General features: G+C 64.7%; 20 protein-coding genes. 6 read left to right on the top strand and 14 right to left on the bottom strand.

Annotated features, from left to right (window positions below; all coding sequences use genetic code 11):
* Nucleotides 1–422, bottom strand: a 422-nt coding sequence (locus tag ACFOD4_RS20690; RefSeq protein ID WP_379599547.1) for a hypothetical protein, incomplete at its 3' end; no start/stop codon positions are given.
* A 174-nt stretch (nt 423–596) separates the two neighbouring features.
* Nucleotides 597–989: an ester cyclase gene (locus tag ACFOD4_RS20685; protein ID WP_379599545.1), complete on the bottom strand. Its 393-nt coding sequence runs from the start codon at nt 987–989 to the stop codon at nt 597–599.
* Nucleotides 990–1,365: 376 nt separating this feature from the next.
* Between ACFOD4_RS20685 and ACFOD4_RS20680 the strand changes: the two genes are divergently transcribed.
* From ACFOD4_RS20680 to ACFOD4_RS20665, 4 genes are all read left to right on the top strand, one after another.
* Nucleotides 1,366–1,836, top strand: coding sequence for an LLM class flavin-dependent oxidoreductase (locus ACFOD4_RS20680; RefSeq protein ID WP_379599543.1), 471 nt, complete (start codon nt 1,366–1,368; stop codon nt 1,834–1,836).
* Entirely contained in the window at nt 1,833–2,396 is a 564-nt protein-coding gene (locus ACFOD4_RS20675; protein WP_379599542.1) for an LLM class flavin-dependent oxidoreductase, read from the top strand. Before ACFOD4_RS20680 ends, ACFOD4_RS20675 begins: the two co-directional genes overlap by 4 nt.
* Before the next feature lie 238 nt (nt 2,397–2,634).
* Nucleotides 2,635–3,930, top strand: a complete 1,296-nt coding sequence (locus ACFOD4_RS20670; RefSeq protein WP_379599541.1) for a DUF5996 family protein — start codon at nt 2,635–2,637, stop codon at nt 3,928–3,930.
* A gap of 487 nt (nt 3,931–4,417) precedes the next feature.
* Nucleotides 4,418–4,780, top strand: coding sequence for a hypothetical protein (locus ACFOD4_RS20665; protein ID WP_379599540.1), 363 nt, complete (start codon nt 4,418–4,420; stop codon nt 4,778–4,780).
* A 133-nt stretch (nt 4,781–4,913) separates the two neighbouring features.
* On the opposite strand, the gene ACFOD4_RS20660 is transcribed toward ACFOD4_RS20665, so the two are convergent.
* Complete coding sequence (locus ACFOD4_RS20660) at nt 4,914–5,156, bottom strand: SOS response-associated peptidase family protein (RefSeq protein ID WP_379599539.1); 243 nt, start codon at nt 5,154–5,156, stop codon at nt 4,914–4,916.
* Nucleotides 5,157–5,763: 607 nt separating this feature from the next.
* On the opposite strand from ACFOD4_RS20660, the gene ACFOD4_RS20655 reads away from it, so the two are divergent.
* Together ACFOD4_RS20655 and ACFOD4_RS20650 are read left to right on the top strand one after the other, a co-directional pair.
* Complete coding sequence (locus tag ACFOD4_RS20655) at nt 5,764–6,036, top strand: hypothetical protein (RefSeq protein WP_379599537.1); 273 nt, start codon at nt 5,764–5,766, stop codon at nt 6,034–6,036.
* A 561-nt stretch (nt 6,037–6,597) separates the two neighbouring features.
* Nucleotides 6,598–7,605 (top strand): DUF2950 family protein, encoded by a 1,008-nt coding sequence (locus tag ACFOD4_RS20650; protein ID WP_379599536.1) that lies wholly within the window; start codon nt 6,598–6,600, stop codon nt 7,603–7,605.
* 845 nt (nt 7,606–8,450) lie between these two features.
* On the opposite strand, the gene ACFOD4_RS20645 is transcribed toward ACFOD4_RS20650, so the two are convergent.
* The 11 genes from ACFOD4_RS20645 to ACFOD4_RS20595 form a co-directional block, all read right to left on the bottom strand.
* Complete coding sequence (locus tag ACFOD4_RS20645; RefSeq protein ID WP_379599535.1) at nt 8,451–9,473, bottom strand: diguanylate cyclase domain-containing protein; 1,023 nt, start codon at nt 9,471–9,473, stop codon at nt 8,451–8,453.
* Nucleotides 9,470–10,498, bottom strand: coding sequence for a chemotaxis-specific protein-glutamate methyltransferase CheB (gene cheB, locus ACFOD4_RS20640; protein ID WP_379599534.1), 1,029 nt, complete (start codon nt 10,496–10,498; stop codon nt 9,470–9,472). Before cheB ends, ACFOD4_RS20645 begins: the two co-directional genes overlap by 4 nt.
* Nucleotides 10,495–12,771 (bottom strand): hybrid sensor histidine kinase/response regulator, encoded by a 2,277-nt coding sequence (locus tag ACFOD4_RS20635; protein ID WP_379599532.1) that lies wholly within the window; start codon nt 12,769–12,771, stop codon nt 10,495–10,497. Before ACFOD4_RS20635 ends, cheB begins: the two co-directional genes overlap by 4 nt.
* A complete protein-coding gene (locus ACFOD4_RS20630; protein WP_379599531.1) occupies nt 12,768–13,502 on the bottom strand; it encodes a chemotaxis protein CheW in 735 nt (244 codons plus the stop codon). Before ACFOD4_RS20630 ends, ACFOD4_RS20635 begins: the two co-directional genes overlap by 4 nt.
* Nucleotides 13,503–13,504: 2 nt before the next feature.
* Complete coding sequence (locus ACFOD4_RS20625) at nt 13,505–14,728, bottom strand: CheR family methyltransferase (protein ID WP_379599529.1); 1,224 nt, start codon at nt 14,726–14,728, stop codon at nt 13,505–13,507.
* On the bottom strand, nt 14,728–15,192 hold the full coding sequence (locus ACFOD4_RS20620) for a chemotaxis protein CheW (RefSeq protein WP_379599527.1): 465 nt from the start codon (nt 15,190–15,192) through the stop codon (nt 14,728–14,730). Before ACFOD4_RS20620 ends, ACFOD4_RS20625 begins: the two co-directional genes overlap by 1 nt.
* Nucleotides 15,193–15,211: 19 nt before the next feature.
* The gene (locus ACFOD4_RS20615) at nt 15,212–16,837 is read right to left on the bottom strand and encodes a methyl-accepting chemotaxis protein (RefSeq protein ID WP_379599525.1); all 1,626 of its coding nucleotides are present in this window, start codon (nt 16,835–16,837) and stop codon (nt 15,212–15,214) included.
* 495 nt (nt 16,838–17,332) lie between these two features.
* Nucleotides 17,333–17,509, bottom strand: a complete 177-nt coding sequence (locus ACFOD4_RS20610; protein WP_379599524.1) for a hypothetical protein — start codon at nt 17,507–17,509, stop codon at nt 17,333–17,335.
* Between the two features lie 239 nt (nt 17,510–17,748).
* Nucleotides 17,749–18,039: a hypothetical protein gene (locus ACFOD4_RS20605; protein ID WP_379599522.1), complete on the bottom strand. Its 291-nt coding sequence runs from the start codon at nt 18,037–18,039 to the stop codon at nt 17,749–17,751.
* A gap of 331 nt (nt 18,040–18,370) precedes the next feature.
* Complete coding sequence (locus ACFOD4_RS20600; protein ID WP_379599520.1) at nt 18,371–18,649, bottom strand: ribbon-helix-helix domain-containing protein; 279 nt, start codon at nt 18,647–18,649, stop codon at nt 18,371–18,373.
* A gap of 8 nt (nt 18,650–18,657) precedes the next feature.
* Entirely contained in the window at nt 18,658–19,299 is a 642-nt protein-coding gene (locus tag ACFOD4_RS20595; RefSeq protein ID WP_379599519.1) for an AAA family ATPase, read from the bottom strand.
* Nucleotides 19,300–19,340: the final 41 nt, after the last annotated feature.

The raw sequence follows: 19,340 nt of genomic DNA, 5'->3' as shown, positions 1-19,340 counted from the left end.
GGGGGGGGGGAAGGTGACGCGTTGACGGGTCTCGGCGGATTGTCCATTTCGCCTCCACCGTTTTCATGGCCAATCCCTGGACGACGTGCGCAGGTGACTGGATGATGAGGTTGAGACCGTAGCCAACAACCACCCAAGGCGGCCGCGGCGAAAAGCCAGCAGCGCGCGACCGGAAGAAACCGGATGAACAAAGCGACCGGGTCCGTAGTCGCCACGCCGATCTGCCGCCTGCACTCGCGACGGTTCGGGTCCCGATCGCAGCGCCCTCGGCGAGCGCGATCAGCCGCCGCGTACGCGTCGCTGGTGCCGTTGTTGATCATTCGGGTCTTCACTGGCGAGTCGAGATCCGCCGTGTCGCGCCGACCCTGCTGGGCCAGCATGCAATCGCTGTAGACATGCGAATCAAGCGCGGACCCGAACACGGAGCACGTCCTGTGGTCTTCCTGGAGGTTCACCTGCTGCTGTGCGGCGGTGGTTCTGCAGCCAGACAAGCTGGCGGCGAGTGCAGTGGTGGCAGATCGTAGGTGTCGTCTTCTGGCTCGGAGTAGGTGGTCAAATAGCTTATCGAACTTAGTGTTCCGGGACCAACAATGTGGCTAAGAGCCGAGCTGATTTCGCACTGACGCTTCGTCGAGAAGAAAGTTGAGTTCATAGAATTTGCCGTCGCGGACTTTGTGAAACGTGTGTTCCGCATACTCAACCGTTGCTCCGTTAGGCTCGGCCCCAAGCCATTCCTTGATCGGAGTGCCTTTGTTGATGAAGCGTGCCGCCACCTGGCCGCGCTCAACAGCGACGTGCTCAGTCCGCCATACCAAGTCGGGAACCGCTGCAATGTGCCCTTCTAGTCCTGCGATCACCTGCTCACGAGTTGCAGGGCGACCATTCACAATAAGATTGTCTTCCATGAACTCGCTCAGCCCCACGAACTCATGGGTATTGAGCGCGGCGACGTAGCGTCCGAAGAATTCATGCAGTTCATCGTCTGGCATGGGCGTCTCCGAAAGGATGCGGGCGACTGGGTGGGCGGGCAGATCGCGGCTTACAGACGCTGCGGCCGCAATCCACAGGGCAAAGTCTGACATCACTGATCGGCTGGCGGTACTGCCGATCCGGCGAACTCCGTGTAGCCCTTTCTGGAACGCCACCCTGCGATTTGCGCAAGAGCGTGTAGCCGCACCACGTCCGCAAGATGAGCCGCGAGAAGGATGCCTGGCGGCGTTCCTCAACGCGCAACACGGAATCCCAAATTACCGAGCTATCGCAACTGGTGACCGGGATGCGAATAACTCGTACGGCAAGCCTTGGAGAGTCTCGAGCATGCCGTGCCGGGAAAGCTTGATCGTACAGGAGGCATCGGCTGGCCGCTTGATCGTCCTCGCTGTGAATGACCAGCACGCACGAGGGGACGGCCTCAAGGACCTCGGCGAAATTGGCTTCGAAGAAAGCGGAGAAACTCCAATGAACATCGGCATTCGCAGTTCCGTCGCCATCTTCCCCGATCCGGCAACTGGAATGCTTCCGACCGGCGCCGATCGGATGGCCGGCGTGCTTGAAGAAATTGAACACGCGGAACGCGTCGGACTCGATTTCTTCGGCATTGGCGAGCACCACCGAGCTGAGTTTCTAGACTCTTCACCGGTCGCTATCCTGGCCGCCGCAGCGGCCCGCACCAACTGCATCAGGCTGATGAGCGCTGTGACCGACTTGAATGCGTCCAACCCGGTGCGGATCTTCCAGGACTTCGCCACGCTTGATCTCATCTCGCGTTGCATGTCGAGATCGTCGCCGGGCGGGGATCTTCCGTCGGAGCTTTTCCGCTGTTTGGCTTGTTCATGAGCGACTACGACGACTTGCTTGTCGAGAAACTTGACCTGCTTATGAAGCTTGGTGAGACGATCAAACTGGTATGGCAGGGCCAGTTCCGCCCCGCGCTGTCCGGTGGGGCCGTCTTCCCGCGACCGCATCAGGCGCAGATGCCGATCTGGGTCGGCGTTGCGGGGACGCTGCAATCGTTCGGACGTGCCGGCCGGCTCGGCCTGCCGCTGATGATCGCCATCATTGGCGGAACGTTCGAAGGCTTTCGTCTCCTCGTCGATCTCTTCCGCCAGGCAGGTAAGCGCGCCGGCCATAATCCTGCAGAGCTCAAAGTAGGTGTTCATGCAATGGGCTTTGTCGCAGCTAGCGATGATGAGGCGCGAAGTGCTTTCCTCCCGGGATGGGCGCAGCTGATCGGAAGTTGTGCGCTTGAATGCGGCTGGTCGAAACCCACTCGAGCGCAGAAGGAGAGGGCGGGCTCGCATGGCGCGTTTCTTGTCGGCGCTCAGGCGACGGGCGCAACCAAGAGCCATTATGCCAGCGATGTGTGCGCGGCATTTCGCGGGTGGCATTGCAGATGACGTTGGTAGCGTCCGAAACTGCCGTGATGATCAGGGCGATTGAATTTCTTGGACGCGAGATCGCACCTGCACTGCGGTGAAATGGTGCTTCCTGCCAGATCGGTGCAGGGGTGGCCCGATGGCGTTGCCGGCGTATGATAGGAATGGGCCGTACGCCATTTTGTTCAGAGGCGCCTCGCTTGGCATTCAAGCCAATGTCGACCGCCGGCGTCACATTCCATGCTAGGAACACACGGTCATGAACGAGGCTGCTCGTCACGAAGAACGTAAGGAAGGCGATTCGATGAGAAACAACTGGCCCGACTTCGACTATCTCGGCTGGCGTGAGACGTGCTCCGCCCTGCACCTTTACCTGCAGATCGCCGGCAAGTATCGGCTGGCGCACAGCCCTTGGCTGAATCATTCCTGGAACGCGACCTTCTACGTCACGCCTCGCGGCCTAGCCTCCTCGCCGATCCCCGATGGCAGTGGGATCGAGATCTTCATAGATCTCCAGCGCCATGTGGTTCTCGGCACGAGTGGGGATGGCCGCACGGCATCGATCGCGCTCAGGCCCACCACGGTGGCGGCGTTTCACGCCGACTTCGTGCGGCTAATCTCCGACCTTGGCGGCACACCCACCTTCAACGGCAGCCCGAACGAGATACCGTTTGCCGTGCCGTTCGCCAATGATGATCGGGAGCGCCCTTACGACCGCGACGCGGTGCAGCGCTTCCATCAAGTGCTGATCTCCGTCGACCGGGTGTTCAAGACGTTCCGCACATCGTTTCTCGGCAAGTCGAGCCCCGTCCACCTATTCTGGGGCGCCCTCGACTTAGCAGTCACGCGCTTCTCGGGGCGGCGTGCGCCACTCCATTCCGCGGGGATCCCGACCCTGCCAGACGACGTCGCGCGGGAGGCCTATGACCGTGAAGTCTCGTCGGCCGGCTTCTGGCCAGGCGGCGGCGGCATCGACTATCCCGCCTTCTATGCCTACGCCTATCCGGTGCCTAACGGCTTTCGAGCTGCATCGGTCCGGCCGGAGGCGGCTTTCTGGCACGAAGGGCTGTCGGAGTTCGTCCTGCCCTACGCTGCCGTCCGCTCCGCGGCCGATCCCGATGCCGCACTCATGGCCTTCCTGGTTTCGACCTACGATGCCGCCGCCGATCTGGGCAGGTGGGACCGCGATCTCCTGGAATGCACGCCCGGACGCCCCGGCCAAGTGCGGACACCGGACGCCGAGCGGTCCAAGAGCGTCGTTCCGTCAGAGGACACAGGCGTCGAGCGGGAGGACGGCGTGACCAAGGGGCGGTACCGGATCGTCGTCGACGGCATTGAGGCCGAAATGACCTACAGTCGTGCGGGACGAGGCTTGATCATCATCGATCACACGGAGGTTCCTATGGCCCTGCGTGGCCGCAGGCTCGGCGAACGGCTAGTGCGCCAGGCCGTCGAGGATGCTCGGCAGGATGGGATCGCTATCATCCCGCTCTGCCCGTTTGCAAAGGCGCAACTCGACCGCCATCCGGAATGGCAGGACGTGGTGCGCCGGTAAGGGAACGAGAGCAGCACTATTGTTGCTGCATGCACGGCTTGACGCTCTACGGCCCGGACTGTGGTAACCAGGCACCTCCCGTCAAGCCGGTATTTGGGCGTGATCTGGTCCGCGTGCGTAAGCTGTGTCGCGGCTTCGTCACGGCTCGGGCTTCTGATCACTGCGGCTGCGCCACGTGGTCCGTCGTCTGAGGTCGTCCCGGGTTAAGCTTCGGTCCGTGGTCAGCGAGAGGGCTGCCAACATGATGCTGGTCCAATGCAGGGTGCGACGCGCCCATCTCATAAGCGTGCTCGACCGTAGCTTGGCAACAGTCCTAACCATGGCATCGTCGGAACCCCGTCCCGATGGGGACCTTGAAGGTCTGCGTTCAGGCAGACATCAGTGGCAGCTTGCGCCTTCGATGGCGCTCATGCGCTGACGCGTCCGGCGCGGCAGGTCCGGCGAAGACCAGACGTTGTTCGCGTTTCTCAGCGCACTCCTATGGCTCATGTCGCTCGCGGTCCTCGGCACGGTAGTGGCTCTCGGCCTCTTCATCGTGGATTTCGCGGGACGGCCGTTGGAACGGATAGAGGGCGTCGTTGCGAACCGGAGCTGGCGTGCCGCCTCCGGCTCCATGGCCTCTGTCGCCGTGGTGACGACAAGCGGCCAGGTCGGCACCACCATGGTGCCGACCACCGGTCCCGAGCGCTACGAGGCCTACCTGCAGCTCGAGGATCAGCGGCCTTGTGCCGCGGTGTGGCCAGCGCATTACGAGACGCTCCGGCCCGGTAGCCAGGTTGCCGCCCTGGTGCGACGTGCCCGCCTGAGGGATCGCATCCGGATCAGCCGTGTGCTGGACCGAGGGGAGTAGCCAGGCGCTGCCGGCCTGGTCAGCCGGTCGCACTCTCGCCGACATCCTGCCGCTCGCCCCTGGCCACGATCTTCATCTGCGCGTCCAGCAGCGGATGCTGTAGCTCGCTGGCGATCTCCTAGGGTGCTTCCAGCTAGCTGTCGATTTTCTCTGGCGCGGTCAGCAGCACCGGCATGGCCTTGGGATGAATCGGCTTCACCACGCCAATCGCCTTGGTGGTCAGGAAGCCGTACAGCTCGTGTTCCCCCTCCACTGGATTGGCCTTGGTGCCGCGCGTGCCGGTCCAGGTGGTCCAGATCCCGGCAAAGGCAAAGAGCGGCCGCTGCTCATTGAGCGCGAACCAGATGGGGTTTTCTTCGGGTTGGTGTCCTTCCACTCACAGAACGACGTCGCCGGCACCAGGAGCCATACGCCGGGCCCAGCCAGCGGCGCCAGTGCGGGCTGGCGGTGTTGCGGATGTTGGTCACCGGATGGCCGTCGAACTGCCCCGGACCCGGCATACCCCAGCGCAGCATCGCTAGTTCGCGCCTGGCCTCGGTTTGCCGCACCACCGGCGCCAAGCTGCCCGGATAGATCCGCGGTAATGGCGGCAGCCTGCGGCGACGCGTGGCGCGGTGGAGGAGGACTGGCCCTCTACGGTGCGCCTGCTGGCGGAGTGAGCTCCGCGGGTCCTCGAATATTTGACGCAGGACATCGCAACCTCCGCCGCGCTCGGATCCGCCTACCAGCACCAGCCGAACGATGTTTGGATGGCGTACGGGCGGGCTACAGAGTGACTGAAGCAGCGACAGCCGGTCTCGCCGCGAGGCGGCGCGGGTGCCTCACCGGCAGCCAGCACCGCAATGGCAGTACAGGACGCCGTGCCCGCATCTGAGCCCCAGGCTGCCGGTCCGCCGAAGCAGCCTGCCCATAGCACGTCGGCTCAGAGGCCTGCCGACCCAGCGCCTGCCTATACTGCACCCGTGTCGCCGCCTGATGCTTCCATGCCAGTGCCGCTGCTACCCCTGCAGGCTGCGGCGATACCAGCACCTGCGGAAAGCGGAACCAACGCGGCGGGCGCCGCGCTGGTCGGCGGATTGGTAGGCGTCGGTGCGGGCCTGTTGATCTCCGAGTTGGTCAACAACAACAACGATGACTGGGGTCAGAGCTACGGCCACCACCCGGCTTACGTTGTGCCACCGCCTTACGCACTTTATCGAAGCACCCAATCCGGTGCGCGGTACAACGGCGCCCGCGCGCTGCAGGAGACCGCCTGACGGTTAACCGACAGGCCCAGGCAAGTCAGCAGTCCTATGCCACCGGACGGCGTGAAGACTTGGAGGGCTTCGCCGTTGGCCAACAGCAGCAGCGACAGGCGGCCGCCGGTCAGCGCCAGAGCGACCGCCAGCAGACCACTCAGGCGAATCAGGCCGGGCGCCAGGATGCTACCCAGGAACGGCAGGGCGCGCGGCGCAGTGAAGCTGCCAGTGGTGGGACAGGGCGCCAGATGCCCGCGGCCCGGCCGCCCACGGGAGCGCCGGCCGGACCAACGCGCCGGCCGGACCAACGCGCCGGGCGGCCGCAACGGCGGAGCAAACGCGCGTGCAGCCCAGGGCAACCCCGCAGCGGCAAGCAGCAGCGCAGCAGAGAGCCTCCGTTGCGCCGCAACGGGCCAGCACGCAGTCGGCTGCCCGCACGCCCGACAGGGGCCCTGCACGTGGCATGTCCGGCGGCCAGGAGGTTGCCCGGTCGCGCGGACCCGGCGCGGCTGGCCGCGGCGGTGATGCGCGTCCAGGTGGCGGTCGCGCAGGGCGTAACTAGGTAGGATGGAGGGTACGATGTCGTTCACCACCGATCAGCTCCGGGCCGTACTGCTTCACGCCGCCTTGGCGTTCCTCTTTCTGACTGCTGCCGCCATGCCGATATCGGCGCAACCCGCACCGCGGCAGCCAGAGCCAATCGCCGGAACGCCGCCCCCTGTCCTGCGCCAAGTGCAGGCCCCAGCCTTCGCGACGCCGGAGGCGGCGGTGCATGCCCTGATCGCGGCTCTTCAGGCTCCAACAGTGGAGCCTCTTATTGCCATTCTTGGTCAGCGGGTACTGGACAGTGTGCCACGTGATGAGCGGCAGAGATCCGAAATGCGGCGTGCAGCTGGCGCCTGGCTTGCGGATCAGTCCTCCGCAATCACGTATCCGGACGAGGCGCAGAGTCGTGCTGTCGCCCTGTTCGGCGCGGCGCAGGTACCATTGCCGGCCGTACTGACGCGGTTAGCCCGCGGCTGGGCCTTCGATCAGCAGGCCACGATTGGCGCGATGCGGGAGCGGCGGATCGGTGTCAACGAGGCGAATGCGATCCGGGGTCTGCGTGCTCTGGCACAGGCGCAAGAGCGATTCCGGATTACCGACAGGACGGGTGACGGAGTCCTCCAGTACGCACGGCGGATCCGCAGTTCGCCAGGGCAGTCCGACGGCCTCGTGGCCAGTCATTTCGTGCCAGGCCCGTCCATAGACCATCTGAACGAGGCCTTTGCGCGGGCGGAGGACGACCCTGAGAAACCTGTACTGATCCCGCCGGGGGGCTATACCTACAAGATCCTGACTGGCCAGGGCTCACATGCCGAAGGCGGCGCGCGATCCTATTTGGTCAATGGTCGGCTAACTGAAGGCTATGCAGTCGTCGCCTGGCCGGTTCGGCCCGGTGAAACTGGCCTTTCGACCTTCATCATGGACCATCGTGGCGTGATCTTTGAGCACGAGTTCGGTGCACGCACGGCGGATGAAGCTCGGCGGATCACGACCTTTGATCCGGATCCCGGCTGGAACCGCGTACAAGAGAGCGAACAGTAAACATCCAGCTGAGCTTCGCCTTCCACGAAGAGAGTCAACAGGGTGCATGAGTTTTTCCGCCATTCTTGACGGGAACCAAGCAATCCAGTCTGAACGGCGTCGCGTCCACGCTGATGGGTGTGAGCCGCGCTGAGCAGGTGGCGGACAACGTGCCCGCGCTCGGCCTCGACTTGCCGCCGAACAGTTGGGAGCGCTGGACGCGGCGAGCGGCGGCGATCAGAAGTTCCTCTACGGCCTTTTTCAGCCGGCGGTACGCAATCAGGTCGTGTTCGGTGGCGCCGCCGTGCGCGGGTGAGCAACTTTATCGCAGCGGACGGTGTCCGCTCTCCGATCTTGTTCCCCGGAAGCGGTTAGGCCGCTTCCGGCAAGACGTTGCCGAGGTCGAGACTAGCGCTTCTACGGAAAGGACCAGGGGAGCCCTTGCTCCCGGCCTGATTATGGTTCTCTTCAATCCGATAACGCTGGCGTATCGAGAGCGAGGTGCCGGGCATCAACCATCTTCCCGCTGCGGCTTCAGGCTGCTGCTGTGCAGGTTCATCGCCGCATATAACACCCGACGACAACGTGTTCTGCAGTGTTCGAACACCAAACTAGGTCGTCTCCAAGTGCCGTGCCGCCCGACGGAAGCTACGCAGCACCAAGCCTGACGGGCAGGCCGGACCGCAGGACTTCGCCGTGGTTCGCCTAACCATTGAGAACGCCAAAGGCGTCTCACAGCCATACAGTCAGCGGAAGCCGGCATTATGCTCATCGGAGCGGACCTCCGCGACGGCGCTGATCCAAAGCGGCAGGGCACTTCTCCTTGTCCGAGGTGGGCATACCGGCACGCCAAGTGCCTTACGGCTTCAGCCGTAAAAGATGACGCTCGTTCGGTTCCGCCCCGCTTCCTTCGACTGGTAGAGTGCCTTATCCGCCGCCTCGATCAGAAACATCGGCGTCCCGCCCTGAGCCGGGTAGGCCAGCGCGCCGCCCACGCTGATCGTGACATTCGGGCTGACGCGCGAAGCGCGGTGCGGCAATCCTAGCGCCTCAACAGCGCGGCAGAGGGTATCGCCCAATTGCCGCACTCCATCGGCCGAGAGTGCCGCGGAGACGAAGACAAATTCTTCGCCGCCGAACCGAGCGATCAGGTCCGATGACGGTCGGCAATGGTGCTCCAGCGTACGCGCCACAGCCTTGAGAACCTCGTCGCCGGCCAGATGCCCGTAGGTGTCGTTATACCGTTTGAAGTCGTCCACATCGATCATCAGCACCCCTAGGGCTTCATGATCCTGCGCTGCACGGGGCCATTCGGCCGACAGATACTCATCGAAATACCGCCGATTGCTGAGACCAGTGAGACCGTCGAGCTTGGCGATGCGCTGCAACTCCATGTTCATGTTCAGCAGCGCCTGCTGGCTTTCCCGCAATGCGGCATAGGCCTCGTCGCGCTGGATCTGATTGAGATAGGCCCTAGAGTGGTAGCGGATGCGGGCGGTGAGTTCGAGCCGGTCGGGAAGCTTGACCAAGTAGTCGTTTGCGCCAGCAGCGAAGGCTTCGCTCTTAGTCGCCGCCTCCTCCTTCGTCGACAGCATGATCACAGGGATGTTGCGGATTAGGGGATCGGATCGGTAGCGACGCACCAGTTCGAGGCCGCTCGTGCCCGGCATGACCAGATCCTGCAGGATCACCGTGGGCTTCATCTCTTTCGCCACGGCGGCGGCGACGTTCGCGTCGGAGCAATAATGGAAGTCGAGATCCGGCTCGGACGCCAGCAACCGTCGGACCGCCTCGCCGACCATCAGCTGGTCGTCTACGAGCAAGACCATGATGGGGTAGTCCTCTTTCGACTGCCCCGCCGGGAGAAGATGCCGGGTCCTGGAATTCATGTGGGGGCCTCCTCTGGACGGCGGCCGGTGACGGCCCTGATCAATCGCGGTGCGATGCTGGAAAGCGGAAGGATCTCGGTGGCCGCACCGATATCGGCAGCGGCCTTGGGCATGCCGTAGACAGCGCTAGTGGGCCGGTCCTGGGCAATGGTGTGGAACCCCTTCTGGCGCAGCGCCTTCAGGCCCTCGGCGCCATCGCGGCCCATGCCCGTTAGCAGCACGCCGGTCGCGGCACCTTTCCAAAGCCGGGCGACACTGTGGAAGAATACGTCCACCGAGGGCCGGTAGACGTAATCTCTCGGCTCCGGCGTGTAGCCCAGCAGGATAGAGGATCTCAGTGCCAGATGCTGATCGCCCGCCGCCAGAAGCACACGCCCTGGCAATGGCGCCTCGTTCTCCCGCGCCAGCGACACGGGGATCGGCGCCTGCCCGTCCAGCCATTCGGCCATGCCGGCGGCGAACCGCTCGTCGACATGCTGGATGATGACGATGGTGGCCGGGAAATTCTCCGGCAGGCCTTGCAGCAGGGCAGCCAGCGCCGCCGGCCCGCCGGCCGAGGCCCCGACCGCCACGAGATGAGGGCTGGGGCTGGCCGGACGGGCGAGTCCGGCTCCGGGCGTGGAGCAGAGGCGTTCCCTCACCAGCCGCCCGATACCCTCTATCTTCCGCAACAGTGTGCCATCCTGTGCCGATGCCATACTCACCACATCCACGGCGCCGTGGCCCATCGCCTCGAAGACGCCCGAGGTATTGGCGTCGACATCAGGCGTCAGCAGCAGAACCGCGCAGGGCGCCTCGGCCATGATCCGGCGCGTCGCCTCGATGCCGTCCGATCCGGGCGGCGACAGGTCCACCAGCACCAGATCGGGCCGATCGTTCAGGCAGAAGCGGACCGCTTCCGCGGCGCCGTAAGTGACCCAGGCCACGCGATGCTCAGCCATCGTGGCGATGGTCCGTCGTAGCGCCTCCCCCGCCATCGGCATGGCGTTGACGATGCCGATCCGCATCGGCCGGGCACCGGTCATCCCTCCGCCTCCCCGATCAGGTCGAGTACCGCTTGCAACAGCGTCGTGTCGTGGAAGCTACCCTTGGTCAGGTAGTAGTCAGCACCAGCCTCCAGCCCGCGCCGGCGGTCTTCCTCGCGGTCCTTGTAGGAAACGATCATCACCGGGATGCCGTTCAGATGCGGGTCCTTGCGGATCAGTGACACTAGCTCGATCCCGTCCATGCGCGGCATGTCGACATCGGTAACGATCAGGTCGAAGCGGCCGGCGCGGGCAGCGTTCCAGCCATCCATGCCGTCTACCGCGACCTCGACCTCATAGCCATGCTGGCTCAGCAGCTTGCGTTCCAGCTCGCGGATGGTGAGGGAGTCGTCCACCACCAGGACGCGGCGCCGGGAGCGCCCGGCGCTGGGTTGTGCCGTCGTGACCTGGTCCAGCTCGCCAGAGGTGGACAACTTCTCCACCCCGCGCAGCAGATCCTCGACATCGAGGATGAGAACCGGCGTGCCATCCTCCATCAGGGCGGCGGCGCTGATGCCGGTGACCTTGCCGAGCCGCGCGTCGAGCGGCTGCACCACCAGCTCCCGCTGCGCCAACAGTCGGTCGACCGCAAGGCCGTAATTGTTACGGTGGTCGCCAATGATGACGACAGCGATGTCTTCCCCGGCGATGGCGCTGCCTGCGCAGCCGAGGATCTGGTGCGCCCCGAGCAGCCCGACCTGCCGGCCCTCAAACGTGAAATGCTGCTGCCCTTCCAGCCATTCGATGGCGGCGGCTGGCAACATCATGGCGCGCTCGATGGCCGCTAGCGGCAGGGCATAGGGCTCGCCGCCGATCTCGACCAGCAGGGTGCGCACCACCGACAGGGTCAACGGCAACTCGAACTGAAAGCGCGTGCCCTGCCCCGCCTGCGTCGTTACCCGCACCACGCCGCGCACCTGCCGCGCCAGCGCCCGCACGGCATCGAGCCCGACCCCGCGCCCCGAGATCTCGGTCACCACCCCCTTCATGGTGAAGCCGGGCAGGAACAGGAACTCGAGCAACTCCGTTTCGCTCAACTGCTCGACGGTCTGTTCCTGGGCCAGGCCGCGCGCGAGGATGGCGGCGCGCAGCCGGTCGATATCGATGCCGCGCCCATCATCGGCGACGACGATCTGCAACATGCCCGCATGATGCCGCGCCTCCAGCCGGATGGTGCCGCCGACCGGCTTGCCGGCGCCCTCCCGTTCCGCCTGGGGCTCGATGCCATGGTCGATGGCGTTGCGCAGGAGATGGCCGATCGGCGCGTCGAGATGTTCCAGAATGTCACGGTCCACCGGCGTGCCGCCACCGGCGATCTCCAGAGTGACCTGCTTGCCGAGTTCGCGCCCGAGGTCACGCACGGTCCTGCCATAGCGCCGGACGCCATCCTCGAAGGGCCGCATCCGGCTGGCCAGCGCCTCGTCATAGAGGCGGTGCGCGAGCTGCACCGAGCGTCGGTCCAGCGCATCCATTTCCATCAGGCGCTTGCCGAGATCGTCTTGGCAATCCATCAAACGCTGCCGCGCGGCGGCCAGGGCGAGTTGCGCCGCATCCCCCGCCATCCCCGCCCCCGCTGCGTCGCGTACGGCGTCGAAGGCGCGCAGCGCCTCGTCATGCAGGCGCCGCAGCCGCATGAGTCGGTCGTTGAAGGGACGCAGTCGTCGGGCCTCGATCAGCACCTCGCCCGACAGACCGAGCAAGCGGCTTAGGCTGTCAGCGGTGATCCTAAGGATGCGCTCTGCCGCCTCGGCCCTGGGTGCTTCGGGCCTGGGTGCCTCGGCCACCCTCGGCAATGGAACCTCGGGCGGCGGGGCGGGATCGGGCGGCGGCTCTGCCGGCGGTTCGCGTGGCGACTCCTCCGGCGGACCCTCGACCGAGCGGGCCAGCGCCAGCACCAGCGTCGCCACCTCGGCCACCGCCGCCTCGCCGCCCGGCGCCCCGGCCGTGTCCCTGGCGATCGCACCCATCAGATCGACGCCGCGCAGCAGCAGGTCGATCTGGTCGCGCCGCAACACCAGGCTACCGGTCTGGGCGGCGACGAAGATCTCTTCCATCGCATGCGCCAGATTGACCGCCGGCATCACCTCGACCAGCCGTGCCGCGCCCTTCAGGGAATGCGCCGCCCGCATGCAGAGTTCGAGATGCTGCGCGGTATTGGCCCCGCCTTCCAGCGCCAGCAGCCCGGCGGTCAGCGCCTGGGTGTGCGTCTCCGCCTCCAGCCGGAACAGTTCCAGCAGCGAGAACTCGCTGTAATCGCCGGCCCCGCCGCTCATGCGATGCCCCGGGCCAGGCCGTCGAACAACAACTCGGCATCCAGGCATCCGATGGTGCGGTCGCGCCAGGGGATTACCCAACGCGTATAGCTGAGCGCCGCCCGGGCGACATTGGAGGGCGCGGCGCGCAGCATGCGGGTCTTGAAGCGGTGGATGCCCTCCACCTCATCGGCCGCGAAGACGAAGCTGCCGGGATCGCGGCCGATGACCAGCATGCGTCGCTTCGCTACCAGCGAACGCTCCTGCGGCCGCGTCTCGGCCTTCAGGTTCAGAAGAGCGGCGAGGGAGACGCAGATCAGCAGCCGGCCATGGATGTTGGCGACACCGGCCACCACCCCGCTGCGGCGATGCGGCAGGGAATGCACCGGGCGGATCTCGGCCACTTCTTCCAGCACACGGGTCGGCATGGCCAGCCATTCGCCGCCGATGCGGAAGATGAGTACCGAGAGATCCCCACCCGCCTCGGCGGCCTCGTCCCACCCCCGGCCGGAAGTGCCGGCGAAGGTACGGCCTTGGGCCACATGCCGCGTCCATTCATCGAGGTAATCCTCGGGCGGCGGGCGGTTCAGCATCACCGAGACGGCGCCTGCCTGTGTCGGGCAGTGGCGGCAATGGTTGTGCGATGGCAGGTTAGGGCAGGTCGCGTCGCCAGTGACGCCGATGCGGTTCCAGCACGGGTCGATGTCCGGTATTTTGCCCTGGGTGTTATTGGGCGCGGTGTCGGGCGCCATGGTCAACCCGCGCCCCGCAGCGCCGAACGTTGCAGCCGGCCACGCAGCATCCGCGCGCCCGCGTCATCGCCCACGTAATCGAGTTGCAGCGCCAGATGCGCCAGGGTTTCCTGGTGGTGCGGATCGAGATAGAGGGCCTTGCGGTAATTCGCCACGGCCGCCGGCCGGTCCCCCGCCGCATCCTTCACCAAGCCGAGGAGGTGAAAGGCCTCCGCCGACGGGCCGTGCTGCCGGATTACCGCCTCGCATTGTCGCGCCGCCTCTGCGAGTTGGCCGCCATTGGCCAATCGCTGTGCCTCCTTCAGCCGTGCCCCGGCGAGCTCCGGTTCCGGCTGCGTCGCGGGCGGAGGCGCCGGGGGTTGTGGGATCGTCCGCTCCGGCGGGGGCCGTTGCGACGTCTCGACCCGTGGCATGGGTGTGGCCGGGACAAGCGCTGCGGTCGCCTTGCGGAAGGCGAAGGCCATGGGCAGCTTGGCCCAGGTGAATTGCCGCCGCTCCGGCAGGGCGGTCTCCGATGGTCCGAGAAACAGATGGCCATCCGGCAGCAACAGCCGGTGCAGGACGCCGATCGCCTGCTCTTGCATCGGCCGGTCGAAATAGATCAGCAGGTTGCGGCAGAAGACGATGTCGTAGCCGCCGCTGCCGGGCGGTGTCGCCGCGTGGAACAGATTGCCCTGGATGAAGCGCACCGATTGGCGCACCGCCTCGCCTGGACGGAAACCGCCCTGGACGGGCGCGAAATGCCGATCACGGAAGCCGAGATCGCCGGAGCGGAAGGCGTTCCGGCCATAGATGGCGCGTTCGGCGATGGCGATGGAGCGGCCGCTGACATCCATGGCGTCAATGGCGAAACGCTCGGGCGTGAGACCCGCGTCCAGCAGGGTCATCGCTATGGAATAGGGCTCCTCCCCCGTGGAGCACGGCAGGCTAAGCAGGCGCAGCCTGCGGCCGGCTAGCAGCTCCGGCAGCCGCTCGCGGACAAGCTGAGCCACGGCCTCAAAGGCGCCCCGGTCGCGGAAGAACCAAGTCTCGGGAACGATGACCGCCTCAACCAGCTCCTGCAATTCCTCAGGCGATTCCCGCAGATGCGCGCTGTAGGAGGCGATGTCGCCAAGACCGCGCGAGGCCTGCCGGGCGCGCACGGCGCGGGCGATGGCAGAGCTGCCGACCGTCGCGGCCTCCAGCCCGATGGTGCGCTTCAGCAGTGCCTCAATCTCGCCGAGCATCAGGCCGCCCCCGCCGGCTGCGGCAGCGGGCTCCCGCCATAGGCGTGGGCGAGCAGCCGGTCCGGCTCGATCCGGTGCAGGAGGCCATGCGCGCTGGCGATGATCGGTCCCAGATAAGGCGCCGCGTCGCGCGCGAAGCCCGGCGGCACGAAGCCGGCGGGATCGAGTTGCAGGAGTTGCGTCGCCTCCTCCACCACCAGGCCGAATTGGCGCAATGGGTCATCCATGGCCTCGGCACTTACCAGGACGATGCGGGTGCTTAGCCTCTGGCGGGAAGGGCGGCCGAGCAGCAGCGCACTCAGATCGACCACGGGCAGCGGCATGTCGCGATGATGCACGATGCCGACGCTCGACCGGGCGGAATCGGGCAGAGTCCTGATCCGCACGAGGGGCAGAATTTCCTCGATGCGGCCGGCTTCCAGCACATAGGCATCCTCGCCGGCGCGGAACATGAGGAACAGCATGGCGGCGTCCCCGTCTTCGTCAGGCGTGCAGCCTGAAGCGGGTGATGCTGCCGCGCAGCCCGGCGGAGACTTGGTTCAGGTCGTCGATCGCGAGGCTGGATTGCTGCAGGGATTCCACCGTCTGCGCTACGGCATCGCTGAGCTGCGCCAAAGCGTCGCTGATCTGCCCGGCGCCGAGCGCCTGGGCCTGCATGCCTTCGTTGACGCTCTCGACACGCGGCGCCAGGCCTTGCACCTGCTCGATGATGGTGGAAAGCTGGCCACCGACCTGCTGGATCTCCAGCACGCCCCGCCGGACCTCCTCAGAAAACTTGTCCATGCCCATGACGCCGGCCGAAACTGCGGACTGGATGTCTTTCACCATCTGCTCAATATCATAGGTGGAGACGGCAGTCTGGTCGGCCAGGCGGCGGATCTCGGTGGCGACGACACTGAAGCCGCGGCCATATTCGCCGGCTTTCTCCGCCTCGATCGCCGCGTTGAGGGACAGCAGGTTGGTCTGGTCGGCGACCTTGGTGATGGTCGTCACCACCTGGTTGATGTTGCCGGCCTTCTCGTTCAGCACGCCGAGCTTGGCGTTGATCGAGCCTGCCGCGGCGGCGACCTGACGCATCATTTCTTCCATCCGCGCGAGGCCGGCGCGGCCATCCCCCGCCAGCGCTGCCGTATGATCGGCGACGGAGGAAACCTCCACCATGGTCCGCACCAATTCCTGCGAGGTGGCCGAGATCTCGCGCGATGTCGCACCGATCTCGCTGGTGGTGGCGGCGATCTCGCTGGCCGTCGCCTGCTGCTGCTTCGCGGTCGCGGCGGTCTCGGTGACGGAGGTGCTAACCTGGATGCTGGAACGCTGCACCTGCCCGATCAATGCGGTGAGGTCGTCGGCCATGCGGTTGAAGGCCGCCGCCAAGACGCCGAACTCGTCCTTCCGGTCTAGCTCCACCCGGTGACTGAAATCTCCCTCCCGCATCAGATCCGCCGCCGCACTCAGCCGCCCAAGCGGCACTGTGATGGCGCGCAACAGGAAGAAACCGGCGCCGAGTGCCAGCAGGATGGCGGCACCGAGCGCAAGTCCCATGCCGAGCCGCGCATGCGATCCGGCCTCGGCGATGCGCCGGGTTGCCTCATCGGCCTGCTGCTTGTTGTACTGCACCCATTCGTGCAGTGTGGACAGCACCTGGCCCTGGGCGGGGAGCAGACGGGTCTGGAAGAGGCTGTTCGCCTCAGAGGGCCGGCTCGCCTGCACCAGCCTGATCAACTCGGCCTCGGCGCTGCGGAACGCATCGCTGGATGCCCTAATCTGGGCGAAATACTTCTGGTCGGCGGAGTCGCGGTCGCCCTCCTCCTGTAGCTGCTCCAGCCGCTGCAGCGTCGCGCGGTTCGCTCGGAGGCGTTCCTCGGCCGCGCGGATCGCCTCGGGGTCGGTGGAGGACAGGAAGGAGCGCAACATGGCGTATCGTTGGTTCCAGGCGATGGCCAGCTCGGCGGCGGAAGACAAGTCGACCGTGGTATCGTTTTCGACCAGACGGGCCTGTTCCTCGATATCTCCAATGCGGAGAAAGCCAATCACACCCATTGCGACCATAGAAGTCAGCACGACAGCGAAGCTGATGCTGATCAGTTGCCGGATCGAGGATACCCTCACGGGCAAGTCCTGCCCGATCGCTGTGCCGCCACCATCGACCTGACCTCCCCTCCGATTGAAAGCGGTTCCACGGATACCCTTCCCATCAGGCCGTGCCGATGCGCGAAGGCATTCCCCCAGGGCGCTTGAACCTGGGCCGTGAATACCCGTTCTTGTTGATGCTTCGCCTCTGACACAACCTAGATGTCACAATATAGGGTAAACTCCCGCTCCGGTATATTTTTCAGTTCATGTCCTGGCTTGCTGAGGCCATGGTCCTTGAGGGAAGCGATGTCAGGTAGGCTTACACGGATCCGGCCTGGGCAGATTCGGCATCCAGGATCGACAGCGAGATCCCCATCACTCAGCATTCTCCGATGAGAGCGATATTGAAGCGGGACCGGATCTTCAGGCAGATCTCCCCTGCCGTTGAGAACCGCGTGTTAAAGCCTGGAAGCCGCGTCGCCGCCATCCAGGCCGCAGCCAGCCACCGTGTTTCCCCAAGAACACGCTGGCTCAATCCTTTGCAGGCTTCATCCCGTCCTTCGCCGTCTGGGGCACGGTGGTCGTGCTGCTGAACATGCTGGCGTTTCTGCTGATCAGTCTGGAGCTGGAGCCGGTCATTGCCACCGCGGCGCCGGGCGATCTCTGTCGGTGAGTTGGCATCGGCGCGGCGCTGCTGGCGGTGGTCATTGCGGTGCTCCTGGCCTGGGCGCTGGCGGCGGCGCTCTCGCAGGCGCGACGCGCGCCACCGGGCACTTGCGCACCGAACTGGCGCATAGGGCTGGTGATTGGCTGGGCTGGCACCCAGCGGGCCTCATATCTCGCCGACATTGGATGAAGCGAGACTGCTACTAATCTGCTATCAGACACCTCATATCTAACATGTCGACAGGTCTACATGCGCACACGCACTCATGTCGGCATGTCGACTAGAGAATGGCAAGGATTGCCAGAACAGCGACAAAACGGCGCTGTGGTTCTGACAATCTTGAGCCATTGCGGCAGGTCATCGGCATCCAGCGCCACGGTGCGCCGGTCTTGATGACGTAGCGCAGGCCGTTGAACACCTCGCACAACCTGTGTCGCCTTGCCCGGCTGCCCCCCGGCAGCGATGTCCAGATAGAGCGCGACAAGCGTTCATTCTTCATTGGAGACATCGACGGGTACGGCTTCCAGACACGCATCCCCGCAGCCTGATCGCCACCAACCCGCAGCTCCATAGCAGGCTCTAAGCGTCCGGTGCCTCAGGCGAGCGGATCTGCTGCACGTACTGTGAGCACTACCCCGCACGATCAAACTTATGCGCCGTTCCTCTTTGCTGGGTCTACAGTAGCCACTCTCGTCCTGGTAACCTTGGATTCCGCCAGGAGAACAGTACGAATTACGCCATGCCATGAGAGGCTATCTGGCCTCTCCTCAGTACTCTCCGCTTCACGGTGGCAACCGCCTATCAATCCTTAGCTGACCACTACCTCACTACCCTATCCTGTATGAGTGTCGACGTGTCGACATTCGATCACATCGATACGTCGTCGTGTCGCTGTTTGCGTGTTAGTCCTTGGTTTCGGCGATCCTCGCTAGCCCACGCGATTGGAAAAGCAGATTGAGAGCTTCAGTCATGAGGTGCTGAATACGTTTCCCTTCATCCAAGCCCATACGGTCAAGTTGACGCTTAGTCGCTGTGTCTACAAAGAAGGCTACTTGCCTCTTGCCTTGGCGAGACGGAGGGACAGGAACCTTGTTCGGAACTGGCGCACTCGGCACCACGTCCGTCTGCGCGAGAGCTGGTCGAGGTAAGGAGTTGAGCTTTGGGCGAGAACGCAGAGCCATAGCATACCTCAACGTGTCGACACGTCGTCACGTAGTCGTGCCGACATGTCGTTGTATAATTTTGAGACTTCATGCGAGGCCTTTCCACCCGGCTCATACTCGGCAGCGGTGCTGCCGTTAGCTAGGCAATGTCGAAAGGCTACGCGGTAGGATATGACAGCAGGTGACACTTCGGCGCCGGCCTCCTTCACCACAGCTACGGCGTCGGCCACAACACTGGAGTTCTCGCGGGGAGGAGCGGCATTGATAACGACCACTACCGGCCGCTTGAGAGCAAGGCAGAGGTCCACAGTCGCATTCAGGGCATCGAGATCAAACTGCGCCGGCTGGCATGGGCTAACCACCAGATCGGCGGTTTGTGCTACCAGCATAGTGGTGCGGTCAGCATTAGGCGCCGTATCGACAAACACAAGTTCATAGCCCTCTTTCTTGGCGTCCTTGAGAGTCTGAGCCAAGTTCGAAGCATGGATGGCATCGACATCCGGAGCTGCGTCGCCACGACGCTGCGCCCAGTTCGTCAAATTGCCCTGAGGGTCAAGATCCAGGAGCAACGTCTTAACCCCACGAGAGGTAGCCTCAGTTGCTAAATGGACGGCGAGGGTAGATTTGCCCGCACCTCCCTTCTGACTCATCAGCGCAACAACATGCATTCCATGCCCCCCAACATGTAGACGCGCAACCATGTCGACAT

The organism is Teichococcus globiformis (genome assembly GCF_042646265.1).
In the GTDB taxonomy this organism is placed as follows: domain Bacteria; phylum Pseudomonadota; class Alphaproteobacteria; order Acetobacterales; family Acetobacteraceae; genus Pseudoroseomonas; species Pseudoroseomonas globiformis.
Note: the sequence above shows the minus strand (reverse complement) of the source record. Positions and strands in the feature narration are given on the sequence as shown.